The sequence below is a fragment of the Marinomonas sp. MED121 genome (assembly GCF_000153025.1).
Classification (GTDB): domain Bacteria; phylum Pseudomonadota; class Gammaproteobacteria; order Pseudomonadales; family Marinomonadaceae; genus Marinomonas.
In genome coordinates this window covers 351580-377086 of the sequence record NZ_CH672429.1, presented here as the reverse complement: position 1 = coordinate 377086, position 25507 = coordinate 351580, and the positions used below count along the sequence as shown (strand labels likewise).

Here is a 25507-nt window from a genome sequence, read left to right as displayed (position 1 = left end):
GAAGATGACTGTCAAAGATTACATGATCCAAGTTGGCCAGCAAGCCCGAGCGGCTTCAAGAAAACTAGCACGCGCGTCGACACAAGATAAGAACGCAGCTTTAAATGCTATGGCAAATGCTTTGGATCTGGCACGACCTCAACTGTTAGCTGAAAATGCCAAAGACCTTGAAAACGGAAAAAACAAAGGCTTAGATGCCGCTTTACTTGATCGCTTGGCACTAACTGAAGCACGTATCGATGGCATGATAGAAGGCCTTCGCCAAGTAGCGGGGTTATTAGACCCTGTTGGTGAGATTACCGATATGGCGTACCGTCCTTCTGGTATCCAGATAGGGAAAATGCGTGTGCCATTAGGTGTGGTCGGTATTATTTATGAGTCTCGTCCTAATGTGACCATAGATGCTGCAAGCCTGTGTTTAAAATCAGGTAATGCCACCATTTTACGTGGTGGTAGTGAAGCTTATTATTCTAACCAAGCTATTGCTAAAGCAGTGGTTGAAGGTTTAAAAGTCGCTAATCTGCCTGAGCATGCTGTACAGGTAATCAATACCACAGATAGAGCGGCAGTCGGTGAACTAATTACCATGCCTGAGTATGTTGATGTGATTGTGCCTCGTGGTGGTAAAGGCCTAATCGAGCGTATTTCTAACGATGCTCGTGTACCTGTTATTAAGCATCTTGACGGTAATTGTCATGTGTTCATTGATAATGAGGCGGATATCGATAAAGCAATTAAAATTGCGGTTAATGCTAAGACTCGTCGTTATGGTGTCTGTAATGCCATGGAATCTTTGTTGGTTCATAAAGAAGTTGCACAAAGCGTATTGCCTCAATTGGCTGATATTTATGCTGAGAAAGGAGTTGAACTGGTGGGTTGTGATGCAACTCAAGCTTTACTTTCTAATGCGGGCGCAGCTACTGAAGATGATTGGTATACAGAATATATGGCACCTAAATTATCAATTAAGTTGGTAGATGATATGGATGAGGCAATTGAGCATATTAACAAGTATGGTTCACAACACTCAGATGCCATCGTGTCTCAAAACTATTCTAAAACGCGCATCTTTATGACAGAAGTGGATTCCTCTTCTGTGATGGTAAATGCCTCAACCGCTTTTGCAGATGGCTTTGAATATGGACTAGGGGCTGAAATTGGTATTTCTACCGATAAAATTCATGCCCGTGGACCGGTTGGTTTAAACGGCTTAACGAGCCAGAAGTATGTTGTGTTAGGTGACGGCCATACGAGAGATAATTAAGTTGGCAGAATCTCAAACAAAAGAATCGAAAAACAAGCAAATTAACAGTGTAGCCATTATGGGAGGAACCTTTGATCCTATCCATAATGGCCACCTGCGAATCGCGGTCGACATTGTCGACCGTTTTCATTTTACTGAGCTACGTTTAGTCCCTTGCTTTATCCCCGTGCATAAATCCCATCCTTCTATCAGTGCTAAACAAAGATTGGATATGGTGACGCTTGCCGTAGAGCAACATCCAAGTTTGTTAGTGGATGACAGGGAAATTAAACGCACGGGAGCAAGTTACACCATAGATACTCTCATTGAATTGAGAGACGAGCTAGGCCCTGAGGTACCCATTACCATGGTAGTAGGTATGGATAGCTTTTTATCATTACCTCTTTGGTATCAATGGCAAAGAATTTTGAACTATGCTCATATTTTGGTTGTCTCAAGACCCGGGTGGCATCCAGAATTTGATATTGAATTGCAAGAGTTAGTGGAAAATAGTCGTGCTCAATCGGCGGCTGAGTTACAATCCGCCCCCGCTGGCAAAATTCATATGGAAACCCTGACAGAGTTAAGGATTTCATCTAGCATGATACGATTATTATGTGAGCAAAATAAGTCAATTGCTTATTTATTGCCTGAGTCGGTTCATGCGTACATAGACCAGCACACACTTTATCAATAGGAATGCAGAATTTTATGAGCGATACACAAATCACAAGTGATCAAATTTTAGACCTTGCCGTTGAAGCATTGAAAGATGTAAAAGGTGACAAGATCACTGTGCTTAACGTTAAGTCACACACTGATATGATGGATTTTATGGTGATCTGTAGTGGTACTTCTAAACGCCACGTGAATGCCCTTGGTCAAAATGTTATCGATACACTTAAGAAAAGTGGATTGCAGCCATTAGGCTCTGAAGGCCGTGCTATGGGTAACGACTGGGTATTGGTTGACCTTTATGATGTTGTTGTTCATGTGATGACAGAAGAAGCACGCTCGTTTTATGACCTAGAAAAATTATGGGATATTACCCCAGAAAGTATCTAGTTTAAGGCTGCTATCTTAATCCTGTTACCCAAACCTCGTTGTTAAAATTAATCTGCGATAAGCAGCTTAAATAAGGTGAAATCATTAAATGAGAATAAAGCTCATTGCGGTTGGTACTAAGATGCCAAAATGGATTACCGACGGTTTTACTGATTACAGTAAGCGTTTACCAAAAGACTTTAGTTTAGAATTAGTTGAGATTCCCATGTCACCAAGAGGGAAGAATACCGATATCGCAAAAGCCATTCGTAAAGAAGGTGATGCCATGTTGGACGCTATTCCCGCTAATGACAGAGTCATCGCAATGGAGGTTTTGGGTAAAGAATGGTCAACAGAGCAATTGGCCGAACAGTCTGAAAATTGGCGTATGGAAGGCAATAATATTAGCTTATTAGTGGGCGGGCCTGATGGTCTAGATCCAAGATGCAGTGCAAGAGCTGATCGTTTATGGTCCTTATCTAAATTGACCTTGCCACACCCTATTGTCCGAGTGATCTTAGCAGAGCAAATTTATCGTGCTTGGACACTAATGAACAACCACCCATATCATAGGTAATTTATTCGGTATGGATGCTGGCCAAAAGTATTTTCGCAATTATAAATTAGAGCAATCTCTCACCCAGCGACGCATTGTCTTTGCGGCTATTTTTGTGCTGATTCTAATCGCCGTTCTCATTGGCCGCCTTTTCTATTTACAAGTCATTGAATTTGAACGTTATCAAACCAAGGCGGATCAAAATCGATTAAAACTGGTCACTGAACCGCCTTCGCGAGGCTTAATCTATGATAGACATGGCTTAGTACTGGCTGATAATAGGCCCATTCATAGTTTGACCATAGTACCTGAGCGTGTTGATGATATGGCGGACTTGCGGGGTGAATTGGCCGACGTAATTGATATCAGTGATGAAGAGTGGGACGACTTTAATCAAAGACGAAAAGCGTATCGACGTCCTTATCAATCTATCACTTTAAAATCTCACCTAAGTGACAAAGCTTGGGCCAAACTCTCTGTCGATCTTTATAAATGGGAAGGGGTGCAAGTCGAAGCTCAGTTAACTCGCTACTATCCTTATGGTGAAGCCTTTGCCCATGCGATTGGTTATGTGGGCCGAATTAACACTAAAGACTTGGAAAAATTAGATAAGCAAAGATATCAAGGATCTTTGTTTTTAGGTAAATCGGGTATTGAGAAATTCTATGAAGAAGAACTTCATGGCTACCCTGGATTTAGTAAGGTCGAGGTGAGTGCCCGTGGGCGTATTATGTCCGAGGTGGAAAGGCAAAACCCAGTCCCAGGTAAAGCCATTCAACTTCATCTAGATGCCAGATTACAACAGTACGCCTATGACTTATTGGGTGACTATACCGGGACTGTGATTGCGATGGATCCTAAAACCGGTGGCATACTTGCTTTTGTAAGTAAGCCAGGATTTGATGCTAACTTGTTTGTACGTGGTATTAGTGTCAAAGATTACAGCGCCTTAAGAGACTCCCCCAAATTACCTCTGTTTAATCGAGCATTACGTGGCGGCTATCCGCCAGCATCAACCATTAAACCTTTTATGGCGCTTGCTGGCCTTGAGAATAAGCTCTCTTCTTGGACAGAGCGTTATTATGCATCTGGCTCTTATCAAATAAACCCTGATGGTCGTCGCTATCGAGATTGGAAAAAAGGCGGCCATGGCTGGATTAATCTTGAACATTCCATCATAGAATCAGTCGATACTTATTATTACCAGTTGGCCCACAAAATGGGGATTACACCCATTCATGATTTCTTGGCTGAATTTGGCTTTGGTGAGAAAAATATATTGGATTTATATGGTGAAAATGGCGGACTTTTACCCTCTAATCAATGGAAAAAGGCCAAATATGGCGAACCTTGGTACCCGGGTGATTCGGTTAACGTCGGCATTGGTCAAGGCTTTATGGTGGCCACGCCACTGCAAATTGCAACGGCAACAACAGCGCTTGCTAATCGAGGTCAATGGCTAGCCCCGAGAATGGGTAAAACCGTGAGTGGTGAACTTATTGATTGGCCAGAAAATAGAGTCATTTCTAAAAAAATTGATTTAAGACGCGAGTCTGATTGGCAGCGTATGGTCAATGCGATGAAAAAGGTGATAACCGACGATCAAGGCACGGCGAGACGTCTACAGGGAACTAGCTATGACATCGCGGGCAAAACCGGTACAGGCCAGGTGTTTAGTTTGCAAGATGATGAAGAGTATGAAGCGGATAAACTGGCTAAAAAACTACACGACCATGCTTTATTTATAGGCTTTGCACCCTCAAAAAAACCTGATATTGCCGTATTTGCCATCTTTGAAAATGGCGGGACTAGTTCTAAGCCAGCGGATCTTTCTAAAAAACTATTTGACGCTTATATTCTTGGAAAATATCCTCGCAAGTATAATCATTTAAAGGTTAGTGCTGATGAATAAGGGCTTTTACGCTCAGTTAAGAGACTTTAGTAACGCTAAGTTTTGGCGTGATTTGCATATCGACTTCTTCTTAATTGCTTCCCTAATGCTATTAACCGGTGGCGGTTTAATTATATTGTATTCTGCCTCGGGTCAAGATGCGGCCATGGTTGAAAGGCAAGCCGTACGCTTATCCCTTGGCTTTGCTTCCTGTTTATTTCTTGCTCAAGTTCCGCCTAAGTTTTTACGACGATTATCGCCGTTATTATACCTAGGTGTGTTTAGCCTATTGGTTATGGTGCTGTTTTTTGGGGTGGGAGCAAAAGGGGCTCAACGTTGGTTAGAAATTCCAGGGGTAGGGCGCTTTCAGCCGTCTGAATTAATGAAGGTGGTGATGCCAATGGCCGTGGCTTGGTATTTTTCTAATCGCCATTTACCTCCTAAATTCAAACACATTAGTGTGGTGCTTATCATGGTAATGGTGCCTGTGCTTGTTATTGCTAAGCAGCCTGACTTAGGTACTTCTTTGCTGGTGGGCGTATCGGGTATTTTTGCACTCTTTTTAGCCGGTTTAGGTTGGCGTTATATTCTCGGGGCAGCCCTTTCTGCACCTGCTGCGGGTTTCTTGTTGTGGCAGGTCATGCACACGTATCAAAAGCAGCGAGTACTGACTTTTTTAAACCCCGAAAGTGATCCATTAGGCTCTGGCTGGAATATTATTCAGTCTAAAACTGCCATAGGTTCAGGTGGTATAGAAGGTAAGGGATTCTTAAGTGGTACCCAAGCACAGCTTGAATTTTTACCAGAAAGCCATACTGACTTTATTATTGCCGTATTAGCAGAAGAGTTTGGCATGTTTGGTTGCTTATTATTATTGACGGGTTATTTGTTAATTATTGCAAGGGGTTTATACATAGCGGCTTTTGCAGAAGATAATTATGCTAGATTGTTAGCCGGTAGCTTAACCTTAACTTTCTTTGTTTATATTTTTGTGAATATAGGCATGGTATCTGGGATTTTACCTGTTGTTGGTGTGCCATTGCCTTTGGTGAGCTATGGCGGCACATCCATTATTACTATTATGGCGACGTTTGGGATATTGATGTCTATTCATACTCATAAAAGAGCGAGAAAATGATGAAACCCTTATTGATTATTGGTATTGCCTGTATTTTGTCTGGCTGTTCTCAAAATGGTCTTCAGGCACAAGCCGCTTCTCCTGAAGCAGACGAAAAAAATCAAGAAACACAAACCCTTGCCCTTTTAGATGGGGACCTTGTTAAAACGGATAAACATAAAAACTTAAGTGATAATTTACATAAAAATAGCCAGGACTATCTAACCTCCTATGCGGCTAAGCCTGATGTTCAGATGTTTATCACTAAGATGGTGAGTACCTATCAATATGATGCGGATTTATTGCAAGCAGCCTTTGCGAAGATTCAAGCTCGTACAAAAACCATTTCAAAATCAGATAATCAACCTGAAGTTATCACACCTTACTACAAATATCGTACGCGCTTTGTTGAGTCTAGCCGTATTCGAGAAGGCAAAAAATTTGTTAAAAAACATCAGAAATGGTTAGCCAAGGCACAGAAGGATTATGGTGTTAATCCCGAAATTATTGCTGCCTTGATTGGTGTGGAAACCTTTTATGGTCGTATTACGGGTAAAAAAGATGTCTTCACTTCGCTTGCGACCCTTTCGTTTGATTACCCAAGACGGGCTAAATATTTTCAATCTGAACTTGAAGCCTACCTATTATTGGCCCGTGAAAATCAGTGGCAAATTGGGAATACAAAAGGGTCTTATTCTGGCGCCTTGGGAATGACTCAATTTATGCCCTCTAACTACCGTAAATTAGCGGTAGATTATGATAAAGACGGTAAAGTAGATTTGTGGGGCTCTGTGCCTGATGCCATAGGCAGTGTGGCAAATTATCTGCGTCACCATGGTTGGCAGGATGATCGAGGTGTGATTGTCGCAACCTCGACCAATGGTGCGACAAAAGATAAATGGCAAGAATGGATTAATAAAGGTAGAAAACCTGCTAAATCCCTGCCTGAATGGCAAGCAATGGGTGTGGGTAAAGACATAAAAACACTTAGCAGCCAAACCGGTCTGATTGGTTTGCAGGTGGGAGATGCCAAATTTAATTACTGGTTAGCGGATGAAAACTTCTTTGTCATCATGCGATATAACCCAAGCCGCCGCTATTCGATGGCGGTCTTAGAACTTGCTAAGGAGATTCGCCTTTAATGAAAAGGTTGTTTTTTATGTCTGGGGTCGCCTTATTTGTGGCCGGCTGTAGTCATAACCAATCCGTTTGGAATAACAATGCGTCAAGCAATAGCCCGTCTAGAGGGAATATGACGCAAGCCGAGTATGATAAGGCAACAGGAGGTGGCCGATATACTCAATTACAAGATACTGCGCCAACAGATACAGTGAATACTGAGTTGTTACCTGAACTTGTTCCTAAATGGGAGCCTAAAAGTCGAGGTGGCAATAAAAGTACTTACGAGGTTTGGGGTAAAACATATAAGGTGATGGATTCGGCTAAAGGGTTTGTGCAAACAGGCACAGCGTCTTGGTACGGAAAGAAATTCCATGGGCATACTACGTCAAATGGAGAAACCTATGATATGTACAATTACTCAGCGGCGCATAAGAACCTACCTTTACCGACTTATCTTAAAGTCACTAACCTTGATAATGATAAAAGTGTCATTGTTAGGGTAAATGATAGGGGGCCGTTTCATAGCAAGCGTATTATCGACCTTTCCTATGCCGCAGCTGTGAAACTTGATTACCACACAAAAGGCTTGGCTCGCGTTAAAATCGAAGCGATCACGCCGGCAAAAGGCAGTGTTTATCAAGCCCCTGTTGTGAAAACTCAGGTGGTAACGCCAGTGGCTGTTGCGCCTGTTGTTGTGCCTGCTTCTGTCCCCGTTGCGGCTAAGATGGACTTTACCCATTTGCAAATGGGCGCCTATAGCAAGGTCGCTTCGGCAGAAGCTCTAAAGCAAAGGTTATTGGAAGAGTTTGATACCAGTATCAGTGTTTTTATCAGTGAACAAACAGGGAGCTTGTTTAAGGTAATGGTTGGTCCCTTTGCCAATGCACAAGATATGAACCTTTGGAGTAATAAATTACTCGAACAAGGTTTCAGTAAACCGGTTAGAGTAAATCTGACCCCTTAATGTTGATTCAGGCTAGAGATTGCTTAAGCCCTCTAGTATCATTCGCACATCATTCTTTGGAAAGCACTAAATTGGATATGAAAAAACCATTTATTTTATTTGCCGCTCTGATGTTGAGCCTAGTAACGTCTGTTTATGCTGCGCCGACTCTTATTCCTGCGCCACCGCAGCTCTCTGCAACCAGCTATATTCTATTAGATGCCTATACGGGTGAAGTGCTGGTTGAACACAATTCCAGAAAAGAATATCCACCGGCGAGTCTAACCAAATTAATGACGGCTTATATTGTCGATTATGAGCGCAATCGCGGCAATATCGGGCTAGAAGATATGGTGCGAGTGAGCGAAAAAGCTTGGCGCATGGAAGGTTCTCGTATGTTTATTCGAGAAGGCACCAAGGTTAATCTAGAAGATCTAATGCGTGGCATTATCATTCAATCTGGTAATGATGCCAGTGTTGCTGTTGCTGAGCATATTGCAGGTAGTGAAGGTGCGTTTGCTGATCTAATGAATCAGCATGCTGAACTATTGGGGATGAACAACTCTCATTTTGTGAACTCAACAGGTTACCCTGCTGAAGGGCACTATTCGAGTGCCTATGATTTAGCGGTGCTATCACGCGCAAAAATCATTCAATTTCCAGATAGTTACCCAATGTATTCTGAAAAATACTTTACTTATAACGATATTCGCCAACCTAACCGTAACAAGCTTTTATGGCGAGATAAAACTGTTGATGGTTTGAAAACTGGCCACACTGAAGCGGCAGGTTATTGCTTAGCGGCATCTGCTGTGCGTAATGGTACCCGTTTAATTTCTGTTGTTATGGGGACTAAAAGTGATGAAGCCCGTGCTAACGAAACCCAGAAATTATTAAATTATGGTTTCCGTTATTACGAAACACGTAAGCTTTATAGCCGCGGACAAGTGATTAATGAAAGTAAAGTTTGGGGTGGTGCTGCAGAAACCGTTAAAATAGGGTTTGTTGATGATGTATTGGTGACAATTCCTCGTCGTCAAGCGGATGCGATTCCAGCGACTTTAGAAATATCACCAACGATCCAAGCGCCAATCAGTGCAGGTGATATTTTGGGTAAAATTGTTGTCACAGGTGATGACGGCATTATTTTAGAGCGTGATGTTGTTGCCTTAGAGGATGTCGCTGAAGGCGGTTTCTTCAAGCGTATGTTAGATAGCATAAAACTTTTCTTTATGAATTTGTTTTAAGCGGTACTGAGTAAAAGATATGGCACTAATTAAAACCAATGGCAAAAATGCTGTTGATGTCTCTGATGAGGCGGTAAAAATTGAATTTCCATGTGAAAACTACATGGTCAAGGTGGTTGCACTTGATGGGGATAATATTCTTGAAGAATTAACCCAGTGTGTGCAAAAGCACGCACCTGAAGTAACGGCAGATACTGTAACAAGTAAGCGTTCATCGAAAGCACGTTTTGTTAGCTTCACTTATCGTATTCTAGCGACAGGTGAGCCGCAATTAGCTGCTTTGCATAAAGATTTAATGGCACATGGTGCTGTGAAGATGGTTATCTAATGTCGAAATTGATTTGTCGTGACCTTGGCGTTGTTGATTACAGTGAAACATGGGAAAAAATGAAAGACCTTACTCAGACACGTGATAAAAGCGTGGCTGATGAGATCTGGCTGCTACAGCATCCACACATTTTTACTCAAGGTCAGGCAGGTAAAGCAGAGCACTTATTAGCGCCCGGTGATATTCCTGTCGTTCAAGTCGATCGAGGCGGTCAAGTTACCTATCATGGGCCAGGGCAACTCATTGCCTATGTGATGGTAGACTTGAAACGAGCACAAATAGGGGTGCGCGATCTAGTTACCCTATTAGAGAACTCTGTGGTAAATACGCTAAAACAAAATGATATAGAAGCTTATCCTAAAGCGGATGCGCCAGGCGTTTATGTCAACGAACAAAAAATAGCGTCACTAGGGCTAAGAGTAAGGCGAGGGTGCTCCTTTCATGGATTAGCTTTAAATGTGGATATGGACCTTACCCCTTTTGATCGTATTAACCCGTGTGGCTACCAAGGCTTACAAATGGTAGATATGAAACATCTCAACAAAAATGTGATGTTTTCGCACGTTGTCGTTCAGTTAGCGAATCAGCTGGCTGAGCTGCTCGGACACCCAAGTCCGACTATCCAACAAGGGTGGAATTAAGAAATGACTACACAAGTAAAACGCGCTGTACAAGGTGAAAAATTACGTGGTGCCGAGAAGATGGCTCGAATCCCCGTAAAAGTAATCCCGACTGAAGAGATTCCACGTAAGCCAGACTGGCTACGAGTTAGAATGCCTGCTTCGCCTGAAATTGCGCGTATTAAAAAAACGCTTCGTGATCATAAGCTTGCCTCTGTATGTGAGGAAGCCAATTGCCCGAATCTAGGTGAGTGCTTTAGTAATGGTACTGCTACCTTTATGATCATGGGCGAAATCTGTACACGTCGCTGCCCATTTTGTGATGTTGCTCACGGTCGTCCAAATGCATTAAGCCCAGATGAGCCAAAAGAGCTTGCTGCTGCGATTCGTGATATGAAACTTAAATATGTTGTTATTACGTCGGTTGACCGTGATGACTTAAAAGATGGTGGTGCTCAGCATTTTATTGATTGTATCAATGAAACCCGTAAAGAATCGCCAAACATTGAAATTGAAACCCTAGTGCCTGACTTCCGTGGTCGTATGGATAAAGCCTTAGATATTCTTGAGCTTGCGCCACCTGATGTATTCAATCACAACCTAGAATCTATTCCACGCTTGTATCGTCAAGTGCGACCAGGTTCTGATTACCAATGGTCACTGGATCTGTTGAAAAAATTCAAAGACCGTTGCCCTGATGTCGCCACTAAATCTGGCCTAATGGTAGGTATGGGTGAAGAGTTTGAAGAAATCGTTCAGGTAATGAAAGATCTTCGTGCTCATAACGTAGATATGTTGACGATTGGTCAATATCTACAGCCTTCTAAGCATCACTTCCCAATGGCACGCTTTGTACCACCAGAAGAGTTTGCTCGTTATGAAGAAGTTGCTAAAGAGCTAGGCTTTAAGCATGCGGCATGTGGCCCATTGGTACGTTCATCGTACCACGCGGATAAACAAGCACATGGGGAGCACGTTTCTTAAGATTATTTTATCCAATGAGTAAAAAATCTTGCTATGAAAAGGCTTTTTAGATATATAGATTGCTAGAATTTCTTTCATAAAGAAACACATAAAAAAGGGGGCCAATAGGTTCCCTTTTTTCATCATTAGAAAATAAAATTGGCACAGAATCGGCAGATCTAATCGCGTGTTTGAATCGCTTTTTATGATCTTGTGCCTAGGTTTGGAGAAAGGTTATGACGAAACGACTATTAACAGAAGCACTTCATAAAGGTTACGGACAAAGCTTTGAAGTTGATGAAGTATTATTTGAAATTAATACGGATCATCAACATTTGGTGATTTTTAACAATAGTCAGTTTGGTCGTATTATGGCATTAGATGGTGTGATCCAGACAACCGAACGAGATGAATTTGTATACCATGAAATGATGGCCCATGTACCTATGTTTGCCCATGGTAATGCAAAGAAGGTCCTGATCATTGGTGGTGGTGATGGTGGTATGTTACGAGAAGTTCTGCGTCACCCAGGTGCCGAGCAGGTCACACAAGTTGAGATAGACCAAGCGGTTGTAGATATGTGTACTAAGTACCTCCCTAATCATTCCGCTGGGGCTTATGAACACGAGAAAACCAAAGTTGTGATCGCCGATGGGGTTGATTATGTCAACGAAACTGAAGAAAAGTACGACGTTATTATTTCAGATTGTACTGACCCAATTGGACCAGGTGAGGTTCTGTTTAGCTCGAGTTTTTATGAAGGCTGTAAAAATTGTTTAACACCAGGGGGCGTTTTTGTGGCTCAAAATGGTGTGAGTTTTATGCAAATTGACGAAGTCTCTACCACGGCACAACGTTTAAAGCCTTATTTTGCTGATCAATCGTTTTACTCAGCTGCAGTACCAACCTATGTGGGTGGGATTATGACGTTTGCTTGGGCAACCGATAATCAAGCTTTAAGAGGTCTAGATGCTAGCACGCTAAGAGAGCGTTTTGATAAAGCTGGCTTTAAAACCCGTTTTTATACACCTGAGTTACATCAAGCTTCTTTTGCACTTCCTCAATATGTGATTGATGCAATTTAATCACTCATTGACGAGTAATAATGACAGGCTGATTTTGTGCTAACGCCACAATATCAGCCTTTTTTCTATTTTCCTGATAGGCACTCTCTTATCAGATGTGTCTGTTTTAAGGAGACACTATGGCAACTTGGTCTGTTAAAGACTCAATCGAACTTTACAATGTCAATCATTGGAGTGGTGGCTTTTTTTCAATTAATGATAAAGGCAATGTGGAGGCGCGACCTGATAGGGAGCAGAGCATTGATTTAACTAAGTTAGCGGCTGAGTTAAAGCAACAAGGCATTCCTTTTCCTACTTTGGTACGTTTTCCCAACATCTTACATTCTCGTATTAGTAAGATTACCAGCTCATTTTACGAAGCGATTGCGTTTTATCAGTACCATGGTGATTACTCGATTGTTTATCCTATTAAGGTAAACCAACAACGCCGTGTCGTAGAAGAAATCACAGGTTTTCAAAAAGAGAACCCCTTATCAGTAGGCCTGGAAGCAGGTAGTAAACCTGAATTAATGGCTGTGCTTGCCATGCACCAAAGCCCAGATGGGGTGATTGTGTGCAATGGTTATAAAGATAAAGAGTTTATCCACCTTGCGCTTATGGCAGAGAAAATGGGTCATAAAGTCTTTATTGTGGTAGAAAAAATGCATGAACTGGCTTGGATTCTAGAAGAAGCTGAGCGCTTATCGGTACAGCCAAGAATAGGGATCAGAATTAAGCTTGCGTCGACTTGTACTACCCATTGGGATAATAGTGGTGGCGATAAATCTAAGTTTGGCTTGACCACGTCTCAGCTAATGCGTGCTATAGACAGCTTGCGTGATGCCAATATGCTGCATTGTTTAGAATTAATTCATTTTCATCTGGGTTCGCAAATTACTCGCATTCGCGATATTCAAAATAGCTTAAAAGAATGTGCTCGCTTTTATGCTGAATTACATAGCCTTGGGGCAAAAGTAAAGTGGGTTGATGTGGGTGGCGGCTTAGGTGTTGACTATGAAGGTACCCGTTGCCAAAGTGCTTACTCTGCCAATTACAGTATTAGTGAGTATGCGAACAATGTGGTGTTTGCCTTTCATAATGTGTGTCAGGAACATGATTTACCTCATCCGAATTTAATTTCAGAATCTGGGCGTGCAGTGACGGCTCATCATGCCATGATGATTACCAATGTTTTCTCCCATGGAGAGGAGCTAATTGTCCCGCAAGCACCGCAAGCAGATTCTCTATCTGTTATTCAACGTTTATGGGATGCATTACAGGCTTTAGAAAATAAAGTAGAAGACAAGCGTTCTAAGGTCGAGTTATATCATGACCTTTGGGATGATTTTAATGAGGCTTTATCACTTTATAATCACGGGCAGTTAGGCTTAATGCAAAGGGCGCAAGCTGAAAACCTTTTTACTGCTGCTTGCCGTTTATTGTTGCCCCTGTTAGATAATCGTAACCGTGGGCATAGAACTATTATTGATGAATTGAATGATAGATTAGCGCAAAAGGTGTTTGTTAATTTATCCGTATTTCAATCTATGCCAGATGCATGGGGGATTGATCAGGTATTTCCTGTTTTACCTTTGCAAGGGTTAGAGAAAGCCCCTTCTTTTAGGGGGAAAATTCAAGACATTACCTGTGATTCTGATGGGTGTTTGTATCGATATGTCGATGGTCAAGGGTTGGAGTCCAGCCTACCATTACCACCGCCACCTAATGCAGATGAAGAGTATCTATTCGGATTTTTTCTAGTGGGGGCTTATCAAGAAACTCTGGGAGATCTGCATAATTTGTTTGGGGATACGAGCTCAGTGGATGTTTATTTACAGGAAGACGGGTTTATTCTGGATCATGTTTTAATGGGGGACAGGGTGCAAGATGTACTGCGCTATGTCAGTTATAACGAGCATGAACTGATAGAACGTTATCAAGAAAAAATCAGCTCAAGTCGTCTACTTGAAACAGAGCAAGCCAAGTTAATTGAGCGTTGTAAGAAAGTGCTTAAAGGTTATACCTATCTCACCTAAATAGCCCTTAGTGGGTATTGGTTATGGCGAGTTTAATGGGTAAGATGCTGACTAATAAGTTAATCAAGATGCGATTAAAAAGCTGATTGTGACAGTGGTAGACAAAAAAGAGCCCGCGCAAAACGCGGGCTAAGAATTTACAATAAGAATACCGTTAAAGGGGAAAACGATACTCGATTTGAACTGCATTACAAAAAACGTAATGCATGACAGTAATACAAGTAATACCGCACTTCTGCTAATCTTTTGATTGAGTCCAAGTATCGGACATGCTCCAACTGAGCTATATAACATCAGTGGCAGTAAAGTAATGGTTCCAAATCAAAAGCCATAATTACCTGTCACTTTTAACTATAGACAAACTTCTGATTTCTCGCGTTTTTTAATGAACTTTCTTCAATTTTAATTTGTAACTGTCCGTTAAGATAGTGACTTTTGTGATAGGAAAAAGAATGAAAATAGCCTTGCTACTTTGTGATGATATTAGTGCCGAATTACAAGATAAGTTCGGCCATTATCAGGATATGTTTCACCATCTTGTTAATAAAGAGGATCAATTAGATGTCTTTCCTGTGTATTTATATCAAGAAAATCAGACCGGTTTTTTCCCTGTTATAGCGGATTATGACGGCTTTATTGTCTCTGGTAGTAAACACGGCGTGTACGAAGATCATCCTTGGTTAGCGCCACTTTTTGCAAAGATTCAGCAAATTTTTGAGTCAGGTAAGAAGTTAGTGGGGGTTTGTTTTGGGCATCAAGCGATTTCAATGGCGCTAGGTGGTAAAGTCGCTAAGTCTGATAAAGGTTGGGGAATTGGCCATTATCAAACTACCTGGATGGCTGAAAACAAACCACTTAGTTTACTGAGTTTTCATCAAGATCAAGTGGCGCAAATGCCGAAGGGATTTGACGTTTTAGCAGGGAGTGAATTTTGCCCATATTATGTCACTCACCATCAACAGCAGGTGCTAACGACGCAAGGGCACCCTGAAATGTCACAAGATTACATTTTAGCTATCGTTGACTTATTTGAAGATAAAATTGGTGCCGATACTGCAATTAAATGTCGTCAATCGCTACAATCCCATGATGATACATTGGCATTTCGACAGCTTATTTGTCACTTTTGGACTGTCTAAACCCCATTGTAAAAAAATTGAACTGAATGAAATGTTAACCTGCTCGCCTAACTGCTTATAAGGAAGTCGCTTGATGTTTAGTGAATCGGTTGAGTTACCCTATTATGCCGCTATTTTTACGGTCAAATTAAATGCTGCCCATGCCGCATTTGAAATTATGATGGATAAAATGCTGCATGTTGCAGCCCAGCAAAAGGGCTTTTTAGGCTCAGAGCAGGCTCTGGATGAAGAAAATATCCATATCACCTATTGGCAAGACTTAGCTGCTATTGAAGCTTGGCAGCAACATACACTCAATACACGAGCATCCCACCTTGGTGAAAATTTTTGGTTTGAAGCTTATCAACTGAGAATTGTACAAGTCTTAGATCAAAGCCAGTTTGTGGCTAAGCAAAATGAGTATGTTGCACCGCGTTTTCCTAGGCTCAAAACTGAGCGTGGCGTGCTTAAGATTTTATCCTTAGATGAGGCGCCGCTCCTACATGATTATGTGTGCCAAAATCGAAAGTTTTTTAATGAGTGGGAGCCGTCACGGCACGAGTCCTACTATGAACTAGAAACAAGTAAACAAAGAATTCGTCAATGTCGTAAAGACTTTTTACAGCATCAAGCCTTTGCTTTTTTCTTTTTAAATCCAGAAGAGAGCAAAATTTTAGGCTATTGTAATTTTTCCAACCTAGTGCAAGGTGTCTTCCATGCATGTTATTTAGGCTATAGCTTGGCCGAAGCAGAACAGAAGAAAGGGCTTATGCATGAGGCACTGACCGCAGGGATTGAATACATGCAAAAAGAGCAAAACATTAGCCGTATCATGGCCAATTATATGCCTAAAAATAGCGCCAGTGGGGCAGTCTTAAAGCGCTTAGGCTTCACAGAAGAAGGTCGGGCGAAGGATTACCTTAAAATAGCAGGTAAATGGGAAGATCATATTTTAACCGCTTTAGTAAAACGACCTTAGCCTGAGGAAGGCTTTAGTAAAACGACCTTAGCCTGAGGAAGGCTTTATTAAGCATCGTGTGATGAAGTAAAAATCAGTCATTTTTCTTGAGAACCAAGACCCTGTCTTTGGCCGGTGGTGGGCTATAAATACTTAAACAAAGGCTTGATTCTGTTTGGTTGTTTTTTAAAAAATGCCTTTGCTTCGCTTTTACTAACGCCCAGTCATAGGGCTCAATTGTCACCTCAGCGTGGTTAACATTTAATCCCATTTCGCCTTCAAGAGTAATGATAAATTGGCCGGACTGTCTGTGATAGTGTAGGTGCTCTGTTTGCTTTCCAGGATAATTTTCGAGCTCGATACTTAAGCTTTCAACTTGGCTAAGCATCTGCCTTTCAATTTGATTTGATGTGATGGGCTTGTTCTCGATCGTTTGACTCTCTAGATAAAGCGCCTGAGCACAAGGGGCAAGATTACCCTGATAAGCAATAATTAAAAGCTCCAGATGAGGGCTGAGCAAAACGAGCTTATGAGCTTGGTCAGGGCTAATCCAGCTCCCCTGATATTGCTCTAACGCAAGTCCAGCTTGATTATCACTTAAGTAAACCTGACCTTTTAAAATAAAAACAAAGGCATCGTTAGGAAACTGATAAAAGCGACTATGCTGCTCATCTTGCAAGAGAGTTTCATGGTAAATTCTAAATTGACTCTCATCACATAAAATCCGCCGTTTACTTTCTTTACCAAGGGCGTGAACAGGCCATTGGTAATCAGTATCTGGCTGACTTGATAAACTCATTGCATATCCTTTAACCGGGTTAATCTAAGATCCTGACATGATTGTCTATTATGTCGTATTTTTAAATTCCTAAAGCAAAAAATCAATGTTAATTAAGTTAAGAAGACTATGAATGGATCTTACTGTTTTCATGTGTCGCTAAAATAGTTGAGATTTAACCTAGGTGTCTTCCTTTAACGCGAGTCCTGTTGAGTTAGGTAATCAGGCTAGATATGTTGAAATTCTAGCCAATCTAAAAGGATTTTTTCACCTAAGCGCTTAATTTAGCATTATCTTTTAGATAAAGTTGCTAGCATTGGGGCCAATTCTTTATAGTAGAGCTCATATTTTTCATCCTAATTAAATTTAGGGAAGCAGAGTCTTAGCTTTACTAAGCGCTGGCCAAATTTTGTAAGAAGGAAACCATCCTTGAGCGAGTTGTCAAATTTCGAGCAGAACGAAACACTGTCCCTGCAGGAATACACAGAAAAAGCCTATTTAAATTATTCCATGTACGTCATTCTAGATCGCGCTTTACCGCATATTGGTGATGGTTTGAAGCCGGTACAAAGACGTATTGTTTATGCCATGAGCGAGCTGGGCCTTAAAGCCACAGCCAAGTATAAAAAATCGGCCCGTACTGTGGGTGATGTATTAGGTAAGTTTCACCCCCATGGTGACAGCGCCTGCTATGAAGCCATGGTGTTAATGGCACAGCCTTTTTCATATCGATATCCGCTTGTAGACGGACAGGGCAACTGGGGGGCACCAGATGATCCTAAGTCCTTTGCCGCAATGCGTTACACAGAATCCCGTTTATCAAAATATTCAGATGTTCTTCTGCGTGAAGTATCGCAAGGAACAGTGGATTGGGTACCAAACTTTGATGGCACTATTAAAGAGCCATCCGTTTTGCCAGCAAGATTGCCTAACCTGCTTTTAAACGGTACGACAGGTATTGCGGTGGGGATGGCAACCGACGTTCCACCTCATAATCTAACGGAAGTGGGCAACGCTTGTATTCACCTGCTAAATAATCCTAATTCTGATCTTGATGATCTGATGAACTTTGTACAGGGGCCGGATTATCCTACGGGGGGTGAAATCACAACACCGCGTAACGATATCAAAAAGCTTTACGAAACAGGTAAAGGGCAGATTAAAGCCCGTGCTCGATATGAGATGGAAGAGGGTGACATTGTCATCAAAGAGTTACCTCATTACGCCTCAGGTTCAAAAATACTCGAACAAATAGCCGCACAGATGCAAGCTAAAAAGCTGCCTATGATAGTGGATTTACGTGACGAGTCAGATCATGAAAACCCGACTCGCTTAGTGTTAGTACCTAAGTCAAATCGAGTGGATGTTGAGGCTGTCATGACGCACTTGTTTGCTTCGACTGATCTTGAACGTTCTTATCGAGTCAATATGAACGTGATCGGCTTAGATGGTCTACCCCATGTGAAGGGGCTAAAAGACTTCTTAACTGAGTGGCTGAAATTTCGTATCGATGTGGTACGTAAGCGTTTGCAATTCCGTTTAGATAAGGTACTCAATCGCCTGCATATTTTGGAAGGTTTATTAGTTGCCTTTTTAAATATTGATGAAGTGATTGAAATTATCCGTAATGAAGAAAAACCGAAAGTCGAATTAATGTTGCGCTTTGGGTTAACGGATATTCAGGCTGAAGCCATCTTGGAATTAAAATTACGTCATCTTGCTAAATTAGAAGAAATGCGTATTAAAGGTGAGCAAGATGAGCTTGAGAAAGAGCGTAAACAACTTGAAGCACTATTAGGTTCTGATCGTAAACTTAAAAAACTTATCAGTGAAGAAATTCAAGAAGCCGTGGATGCCCATGGTGATGAAAGACGTACACCCATTGTCGAGCGTAAAGAGTCCCAGGCTTTCAGTGAAGAAGATTTACTGTCTAACGACCCTGTGACTGTCGTTATCTCTAAACAAGGTTGGATACGTTCAGCTAAAGGCCATGATGTTGATCCACTGGCGCTTAACTACAAGTCTGGAGATGAATTCTCCATTTCTTGTAAAGGTCGTAGTAATCAGACCTTGGTATTGCTTGCGTCTAATGGGCGTAGCTACTCAATCAAAGCGCATACCTTGCCATCAGCAAGGGGTCAGGGCGAGCCAATTACAGGGCGTATTAGCTTAGAGAAAGATGTCACCATAGTGGCTGCCATGTTGAATGCTGATAATACATTCTACTTAATTGCCAGTGATGCAGGTTATGGCTTTATTGCCAAGCTAGGTGATCTACATGCTAAGAACAAAGCGGGTAAGGCAACGTTAACCTTACCGACTTCGGCGAAAGTGCTCACGCCAATTAGCGTTTCTGATCCTGCAAGCTCTCATATAGTAGTGACCTCTAATGAGGGTCGTATGCTCGCCTTTAAAGCAGATTCATTACCGCAAATGGCGAAAGGTAAGGGTAACAAGATGATTAGCATCCAAGCCTCTCGTGCAGCGAGCCATGAAGAGTATGTGGTGGCCATGGCAAGTGTGTTGGCGGATGACTTATTGCAGGCTCATTCAGGCAAGCGTTTTATGTCATTTACTCAAAAAGACCTAAATGAATACTTGGGTGAACGAGGTCGTCGTGGTCTGAAACTGCCTAGGGGCTTCCAACGTGTGGATGCGCTTGAAGTGAAACAAGGTGAGGGTAAAAGTGCCCAAGCTCAATCTGACCTTTTAATCTAGTTTAAAAGGCGTATAAAAAAGGGCCGATTGGCCCTTTTTTGTTATTACAATAGGCTTAACCATCTTGATTTAAGGCGTCACTGACAAAATCGATAAAGCAGCGTACTTTTGATGATAAATGCTTGCGACTTGGATAGATAAGGTAGATATCAATTTTATGCTTATCGTATTCTTCAAACAGTTGCACCAGCTTCCCTGTTTCTAACTCATCTTTTAAACTGAACCTTGGTAATCGGGTAATACCATTACCAGCGACGCATAAATCTAACTCTAGTTCAGAATTATTGGTCATTAAGCGACTTTTAACCGGTACCTGAAATGATTTTTGATGCTCGTCTACATACTGCCAAATGTTGGGCTGTTTAAGATAAGAGTAGGAAATGGTTTGATGATTAATCAGATCATTCGGATGTTGAGGTACCCCGTATTTGGCTAAATAACTTGGTGCCGCAATGGTAACCGCATGGGAGGCATATACCTTACGGCTAATAAGGCTAGAATCATCAAGTTGATGCGCTCCCCTTACGAGAATGTCGTAGCCTTCTGTAATCATATCAACCTTACGGTTATTGAGATCCACATCCAGATTAACCAACGGGTATTTATCCAGAAAATTAGCAATGATGCAGGGCATTTGAGAGAGAGCAAAGCTAGTCGGACAGCTAATGCGCAAATCGCCTTTGGGCTCAAGCTGTTGTCCACTTAGGGCCGACTCTGCTTCCTCTGCTTGGCTAATGATGAGGGAGCATTGTTGATAATAAGCTTCTCCCTCAGGAGTCAAACTTAAAGAACGAGTGGTTCTATGCATTAACCTTAAACCTAATCTGGCTTCTAGTTTATGAATCTCTTTACTGATATAAGAGGTAGAGTGGCCGCTGTTTTGAGCCGCTTGAGTAAAGCTACCGCTATTGACGACTTCGACAAAAACTACCATGCCGTCTAAAAGTTGTGCGTTATAGGTCATAAGTTTAAATTCTAATTTAGGCGATTCACTCTAGTGTGCCTTTTTTCTGATTAAGAGCCAAATGGAAATTATCATTCTACAAAATATGGATTAATCATTAAGTGTTGATAGTCTAATATAACTTCATCGATCAGCTGCACACCAATTTGATGCAGCTTCACACTGAATTAGATGAGAGAAACATTATGAAAGTATTAGCCTTTGCAGCAAGTAACAGCACTCAATCTCTAAACAAGCAATTAGCAAGTTATGCCGCCAGCCTACTGGGTCAAAAAGACAATGTAGAAGTTGAGATTTTAGACCTAAATGATTTTGAAATGCCTATTTACAGCAGCGATAGGGAAAATGCCTCAGGTTTACCTCAATTGGCAAAAGACTTTTATGCAAAAATTGGCGAAGCGGATGCTTTGATTATTTCCTTTGCTGAGCACAATGGTACTTACACCGCAGCTTATAAAAACACCTTTGACTGGACATCACGTGTTGATATGAAGGTCTACCAAGAAACACCAACGGTTTTATTAGCAACCTCACCAGGCCCTGGCGGTGCAGCGACTGTGCTTGCTCAAGCGAAAACATCGGCACCTTATTTTGCGGGTAATGTAAAAGCGGATCTTTCTATCCCAAGCTTTTATGACAACTTTGACCTTGAAAAAGGTGAGTTAACGAACTTAGAGCTTAAAGACAAACTAGAGTCTGCATTGGCTCAACTGGTATAGCTTTTTTGAAAGATCCAGCATAAAAAGCTTGGGTTAACAGCGCAGGATAAAGCCATCAATGTTAATTGCTTGATGGCTTTTTAGTGTTTGATGGCTTTTTAGTGTTTGAAACTTATGAGTCCAGTGGTGCTGGTGGGTTTATTTTGACACTTTCAAGGCATTTTTTCTGAATAAACTCCCTTAACCAAATATGGGCTGGGTTAGTTTCCTGTGTTTCTGGCCACAGCATAAAGTATTTAGCCGGCCCTAAATGAAAGGGCATAGGTAGCATTTTAAGCTCGTATCTTTCACATAGTTGATTGGCAAAGGCTGAGGTACAGATCATACTCATGTCAGAATGCTGAGCGAGCAGTGCAGCACTGTGAAAGTCAGCAACGACCGCCATATCAGGGCTCTCTTTTCCTTGCGCTAATAGCACTTCATCTAACAACCAACGGGTTTGCTCTTCAACACTGATCTTAATCCTAGATAAACTTAAAAAGCTTTCTAGGTTCCATGGATGAGTTAACACGGGATGGTTTTTTCTGACTAAGCAGACATTCTCATCTTCAAAAAGCGTTACTCTAGGGACTTCAGGTAAATGATTGATGTGCCAAGGAAAACCTGCTCTTAAGTCAGTATCCCTAGCAATAATGAGTAAATCTAATTGGCTTTGTTCTACTAGTTGCAAACTTTTAGAGTGCGTTTTGGCAATATTTAATTTTAGTTTTGGCGCAGCTTGAGTTAATGATTGCATAAAGCCTGGTACCACCACAGGAAAGGCATTCTCGGCAATGGATATTTTAAATTCCCTCTCATCTTGTTGAGGGTCAAAGTGATTAGGGACCATCATCTGACAGTATAATCTTAACCATTCTCTTAAAGGTTGCTCCATTGCTTGTGCCTTAGCAGTGGCTTTTAGTCCTGTGCCTGCCTTAATAAATAGAGGATCTTTAAGGGCGCTACCGACTTGTTCTCTGAGCTTAGTTAGCTGTTTACTGATCGCTGATTGGCTTAGATTAAGTTGATAAGCCGCGCGGCTAACACTGCCTTCTTCTAATAGGATGAGCATAAGTTTGAGGAGATTAAGGTCGATTTGAGCAAGCTGCATAAAACATTCCAAATTGGAAACAAGTTTAGGAGAATAAATCATTATATTTCATCTATTAAGGAAACTAAAATGCGGCCTTTGAAATGATTCTTGTATTTTCGCGTTTTACTTTGGACTCTTGATATGGCTCAACCAGCACCATCTCTTTATTTATTCTTGTTAATTATTTTATTAGGCCCCCTTGGGATTGATGTTTATTTACCTGCCATTCCTGCGATTGCTGAATCCTTGAATACTCATGTCGATGGGGTGCAAGCCTCGGTTGCTATCTACTTATCTGCCATGGGAATTGGCCAGCTAATTGCTGGGCCTTTAGCCGATCGGTATGGACGCAAGCCCTTAGGGTTATTTGGTATTGCCCTGTACTTTAGCGGCGCATTATTAGCCTCATTAGCGACTGTGGTTGAAGTGCTTTGGTTATCAAGGGTATTACAAGGCTTTGGTGCTTGTGCCATTTCTGTGTGCGTAATCTCTGGTGTACGTGACAGCTATAGTTTGGAAAAAGCCAGTCGCATTTATAGTTATCTAAATGGCGTTATTTGTGTGATTCCTGCCCTTGCGCCCATGCTAGGCGGGATCTTATTGACTTGGTGGGGATGGCAATCTGGATTTATCCTAATGTATGCCTATGCCATCTTAATGGCTTTATTAGTGATTCTAAAATTGCCTGAAACCTTGCCAGTAAATACGGTTAAACAGAAGAAATTGATTAGTCTGGCCAGATATAAGCCAATTCTAGAGAGTTCTAAATTTCGCTTTCATGCGGGTATGGTCATGTTATTTATGGCGATTATTATTGCCTACATCAGTATGGTGTCGGTGCAGCTGATGGTCGTCATGCAGCAGTCTACGTTTGCTTTCTCCCTTTGGTTTGGCGCTAATGCCTTAGTGAACATTACTGCGTCTTTTTCTGCACCAAAACTCGTTGATAGAATAGGGCGTAAATTAGCGATTCAAGCGTCAGTTGGCCTTGCGCTCGTTGCTGGCATCTGGCTATTTGTTGCCCAAGATAGCCTAGCGCCTTTGGCATTAATGATACCTGTGTTCATTTCGAGTGTGGGTATTAGTCTTGTGTTTGCTGTTTCAAATGCCGGTGCATTAGCGCCATTTGCTGAGCGAGCAGGGACAGCATCCGCTTTGCTTGGCTTTTTTCAGATGACAGGTGCAGCCGTACTCGTTGGTTTGGTTAACCTATTACCTTTTGGCCCTATGGTTAATTTTGCCTTGGTGATGTGTTTACCTCTGATTTGGCTCGGGTTACATTCTTATAGTGATCAGGCATTATTTAAATTAGAAGAAGCCGCTTAGAGGGTTAGACAGGGTGCAGGATAAAAGGGTTCAAGTCGGTATTGGTGTCCTGTTAGTAAAAGAAGGTAAGGTTTTGCTGGGGCATCGTATTGGTGCCCATGGGGCAAACACTTGGGGCTTACCAGGCGGCCACCTTGAGTTTGGTGAAACCTTTGAAGACTGCGCCATAAGGGAAACGAAAGAAGAAACTAATCTCACCATTTCTGAATTGACCTGTGTGGGAGTCACGAATGATCTTTTTAGTGAGGTGGATAAACATTATGTCACGCTATTTTTACGGGCTAAAAAAATAAGTGGAGAATTAAAACTTAATGAACCAGATAAATGCTTAGGATGGCAGTGGTTTGATTGGCAGGATTTACCCAAACCTTTATTTACTTCTTTAGTCAACCTAAAAGCACAAGGCTTTATTTTAGATTGAGGCTTATATATATTATATAAAATGAAAAAAATATTTCTTTTAATAGGAAGATAAAAAGGAAGCTTCTTCCTAATAGAAATAAAGTGTCTTATAAATAAAAAGAATATTTTAAATTGTTGTGTTTTTTGTGCTAATCTTTCTTATTTAAAATAAGAAAAAATTATGCTCTCTTCTTCTCGTCACAGTGTTCATTCATTACTTCATAGTACAACTCTGGATACCTTCTTGGCCGTGTGCCAACATCAAAGTTTTACAAAGGCTGCAAAGGCCTTGGGTTTAGGCCAGTCCTCTGTGTCGCAAAATATTCAGAAGTTAGAAGAATCATTAGGTGTGACCTTATTTGATCGTGAAGTCAGGCCAATTATGCTTAAGCCAGAAGCGGTTATGCTAAGGGAAGTATTAGAAGGGCAGTTCGCTGAAATTGAGCATGTGGTCTCACAAATTCGTGAGCAAAATGAGCTTAAACCCATTGTGAAAATTGGCGTCATTGACTCCTTGTCGACCAATGTAGCGCCCGCCTTAATTCGTTTGTTAACCGCTCAAACACGTCAAGTATCAGTATTAAGTGGGATCTCTCCCAACATAGCGCAAGATCTTTTAAATCGTGAAGTAGACATCATTATCACCAGTGACCCCCTTGATGGTGTTGAAGGGTTAAGTCGTTACTTTTTATGCCAAGAACCCCACCTCTTAGTATTACCAAAAAATTCTGAATTAGTTGATAAAGCCGTTACTTGGCAACAACTTATCTCATATAAACTGCCTATTGTTAGGTATTCCAGACGTTCAGCCTCGGGGCGTGTCGTTGATACGCATTTTTCACGAATGCGTATGTCCGTTCCTTTTAAAATAGAAGCAGATACCACCCGGGTCGTATTGTCTATGGTGGCAGATGGGCTGGGTTGGGCACTCTCTACTCCCTTGTGTTTAATGCAATGTAAGGATGTATTGGGCGACGTACATCTTCAGCCAGCACCTCAACCTCTCTTTAGTCGAGAGATATATATCGTAACTCGCCACCAAGAGTTTTTAAGTTTGGTGGAGATGATTTTGGCAGAGTGTGCCCATCAATTAAGCATTAACTTGCTGCCCGAAATTAAGAAAAATTTCCCTTGGTCATTGGACGATATTGTCATTGATGAAAAAGCAGTTGAGCTTGCGTGTCAGCGAGAAAAAGCAGCAAAATAGGAAAAACCTGATCAATAGCATATTAAATAGTATAAGGATGCTATAAACCTAGGTGCTGTTATCTTCAAATT

The 25507-nt window shown here is 41.6% G+C and carries 24 protein-coding genes; 21 read left to right on the top strand and 3 right to left on the bottom strand.

All coding sequences use genetic code 11. From position 1 onward, the window contains the following. Positions 1-4 precede the first annotated feature (4 nt). The 16 genes from MED121_RS01785 to rimJ all read left to right on the top strand — a co-directional run bounded on the left by MED121_RS01785 (position 5) and on the right by rimJ (position 16271). Positions 5-1264 (top strand): glutamate-5-semialdehyde dehydrogenase, encoded by a 1260-nt coding sequence (locus MED121_RS01785; protein ID WP_009831872.1) that lies wholly within the window; start codon positions 5-7, stop codon positions 1262-1264. Between the two features lies 1 nt (position 1265). Further along, positions 1266-1940: a nicotinate-nucleotide adenylyltransferase gene (gene nadD / locus MED121_RS01780; RefSeq protein ID WP_009831871.1), complete on the top strand. Its 675-nt coding sequence runs from the start codon at positions 1266-1268 to the stop codon at positions 1938-1940. A gap of 14 nt (positions 1941-1954) precedes the next feature. After that, positions 1955-2308 carry a ribosome silencing factor gene (rsfS, locus tag MED121_RS01775; RefSeq protein ID WP_036178511.1) on the top strand — a complete coding sequence of 118 codons (354 nt, stop codon included), beginning with the start codon at positions 1955-1957 and terminating at the stop codon, positions 2306-2308. An 88-nt stretch (positions 2309-2396) separates the two neighbouring features. Then, the gene (gene rlmH / locus MED121_RS01770) at positions 2397-2864 is read left to right on the top strand and encodes a 23S rRNA (pseudouridine(1915)-N(3))-methyltransferase RlmH (protein ID WP_009831869.1); all 468 of its coding nucleotides are present in this window, start codon (positions 2397-2399) and stop codon (positions 2862-2864) included. Between the two features lie 10 nt (positions 2865-2874). Then, positions 2875-4755 (top strand): penicillin-binding protein 2, encoded by a 1881-nt coding sequence (gene mrdA / locus MED121_RS01765; protein WP_009831868.1) that lies wholly within the window; start codon positions 2875-2877, stop codon positions 4753-4755. After that, positions 4748-5872, top strand: coding sequence for a rod shape-determining protein RodA (rodA, locus tag MED121_RS01760; RefSeq protein WP_009831867.1), 1125 nt, complete (start codon positions 4748-4750; stop codon positions 5870-5872). Before mrdA ends, rodA begins: the two co-directional genes overlap by 8 nt. Beyond that, positions 5869-6993 carry a lytic murein transglycosylase B gene (gene mltB / locus MED121_RS01755; protein WP_009831866.1) on the top strand — a complete coding sequence of 375 codons (1125 nt, stop codon included), beginning with the start codon at positions 5869-5871 and terminating at the stop codon, positions 6991-6993. Before rodA ends, mltB begins: the two co-directional genes overlap by 4 nt. Beyond that, entirely contained in the window at positions 6993-7937 is a 945-nt protein-coding gene (locus tag MED121_RS01750) for a septal ring lytic transglycosylase RlpA family protein (RefSeq protein ID WP_009831865.1), read from the top strand. The genes mltB and MED121_RS01750 overlap by 1 nt, the downstream gene beginning before the upstream one ends. A gap of 77 nt (positions 7938-8014) precedes the next feature. Continuing rightward, positions 8015-9163 carry a D-alanyl-D-alanine carboxypeptidase family protein gene (locus MED121_RS01745; protein ID WP_036179110.1) on the top strand — a complete coding sequence of 383 codons (1149 nt, stop codon included), beginning with the start codon at positions 8015-8017 and terminating at the stop codon, positions 9161-9163. 19 nt (positions 9164-9182) lie between these two features. Continuing rightward, on the top strand, positions 9183-9491 hold the full coding sequence (locus tag MED121_RS01740) for a DUF493 domain-containing protein (protein WP_009831863.1): 309 nt from the start codon (positions 9183-9185) through the stop codon (positions 9489-9491). Then, positions 9491-10132, top strand: coding sequence for a lipoyl(octanoyl) transferase LipB (lipB, locus tag MED121_RS01735; protein WP_009831862.1), 642 nt, complete (start codon positions 9491-9493; stop codon positions 10130-10132). Before MED121_RS01740 ends, lipB begins: the two co-directional genes overlap by 1 nt. A gap of 3 nt (positions 10133-10135) precedes the next feature. Further along, complete coding sequence (lipA, locus tag MED121_RS01730) at positions 10136-11095, top strand: lipoyl synthase (protein ID WP_009831861.1); 960 nt, start codon at positions 10136-10138, stop codon at positions 11093-11095. Between the two features lie 215 nt (positions 11096-11310). Continuing rightward, positions 11311-12159, top strand: coding sequence for a polyamine aminopropyltransferase (gene speE / locus MED121_RS01725; RefSeq protein ID WP_009831860.1), 849 nt, complete (start codon positions 11311-11313; stop codon positions 12157-12159). A 119-nt stretch (positions 12160-12278) separates the two neighbouring features. After that, on the top strand, positions 12279-14174 hold the full coding sequence (gene speA, locus MED121_RS01720; RefSeq protein WP_009831859.1) for a biosynthetic arginine decarboxylase: 1896 nt from the start codon (positions 12279-12281) through the stop codon (positions 14172-14174). A 452-nt stretch (positions 14175-14626) separates the two neighbouring features. After that, on the top strand, positions 14627-15313 hold the full coding sequence (locus MED121_RS01715) for a hypothetical protein (protein WP_009831858.1): 687 nt from the start codon (positions 14627-14629) through the stop codon (positions 15311-15313). A gap of 73 nt (positions 15314-15386) precedes the next feature. Continuing rightward, positions 15387-16271: a ribosomal protein S5-alanine N-acetyltransferase gene (rimJ, locus tag MED121_RS01710; RefSeq protein ID WP_009831857.1), complete on the top strand. Its 885-nt coding sequence runs from the start codon at positions 15387-15389 to the stop codon at positions 16269-16271. A 73-nt stretch (positions 16272-16344) separates the two neighbouring features. Here the strand turns inward: rimJ and MED121_RS01705 are convergent, their stop codons facing one another. Beyond that, entirely contained in the window at positions 16345-17049 is a 705-nt protein-coding gene (locus tag MED121_RS01705; RefSeq protein WP_009831856.1) for a cupin domain-containing protein, read from the bottom strand. Positions 17050-17457: 408 nt separating this feature from the next. Between MED121_RS01705 and parC the strand changes: the two genes are divergently transcribed. Beyond that, the gene (parC, locus tag MED121_RS01700) at positions 17458-19746 is read left to right on the top strand and encodes a DNA topoisomerase IV subunit A (RefSeq protein WP_036178509.1); all 2289 of its coding nucleotides are present in this window, start codon (positions 17458-17460) and stop codon (positions 19744-19746) included. Positions 19747-19801: 55 nt separating this feature from the next. Here parC and MED121_RS01695 read toward each other — a convergent pair whose 3' ends face one another. Further along, complete coding sequence (locus tag MED121_RS01695; protein WP_009831854.1) at positions 19802-20710, bottom strand: LysR family transcriptional regulator; 909 nt, start codon at positions 20708-20710, stop codon at positions 19802-19804. Between the two features lie 185 nt (positions 20711-20895). On the opposite strand from MED121_RS01695, the gene MED121_RS01690 reads away from it, so the two are divergent. Then, positions 20896-21429, top strand: coding sequence for an NAD(P)H-dependent oxidoreductase (locus MED121_RS01690; protein ID WP_036178505.1), 534 nt, complete (start codon positions 20896-20898; stop codon positions 21427-21429). A 112-nt stretch (positions 21430-21541) separates the two neighbouring features. Here MED121_RS01690 and MED121_RS01685 read toward each other — a convergent pair whose 3' ends face one another. Next, on the bottom strand, positions 21542-22519 hold the full coding sequence (locus MED121_RS01685) for a LysR family transcriptional regulator (protein ID WP_050764513.1): 978 nt from the start codon (positions 22517-22519) through the stop codon (positions 21542-21544). A gap of 123 nt (positions 22520-22642) precedes the next feature. Here MED121_RS01685 and MED121_RS01680 point away from each other — a divergent pair, with 123 nt between their 5' ends. The 3 genes from MED121_RS01680 to MED121_RS01670 all read left to right on the top strand — a co-directional run bounded on the left by MED121_RS01680 (position 22643) and on the right by MED121_RS01670 (position 25436). After that, the gene (locus MED121_RS01680) at positions 22643-23827 is read left to right on the top strand and encodes a multidrug effflux MFS transporter (RefSeq protein ID WP_009831851.1); all 1185 of its coding nucleotides are present in this window, start codon (positions 22643-22645) and stop codon (positions 23825-23827) included. A gap of 13 nt (positions 23828-23840) precedes the next feature. Further along, positions 23841-24248, top strand: coding sequence for an NUDIX hydrolase (locus MED121_RS01675; protein ID WP_009831850.1), 408 nt, complete (start codon positions 23841-23843; stop codon positions 24246-24248). Positions 24249-24410: 162 nt separating this feature from the next. Next, the gene (locus MED121_RS01670) at positions 24411-25436 is read left to right on the top strand and encodes a LysR family transcriptional regulator (protein WP_009831849.1); all 1026 of its coding nucleotides are present in this window, start codon (positions 24411-24413) and stop codon (positions 25434-25436) included. Positions 25437-25507 lie beyond the last annotated feature (71 nt).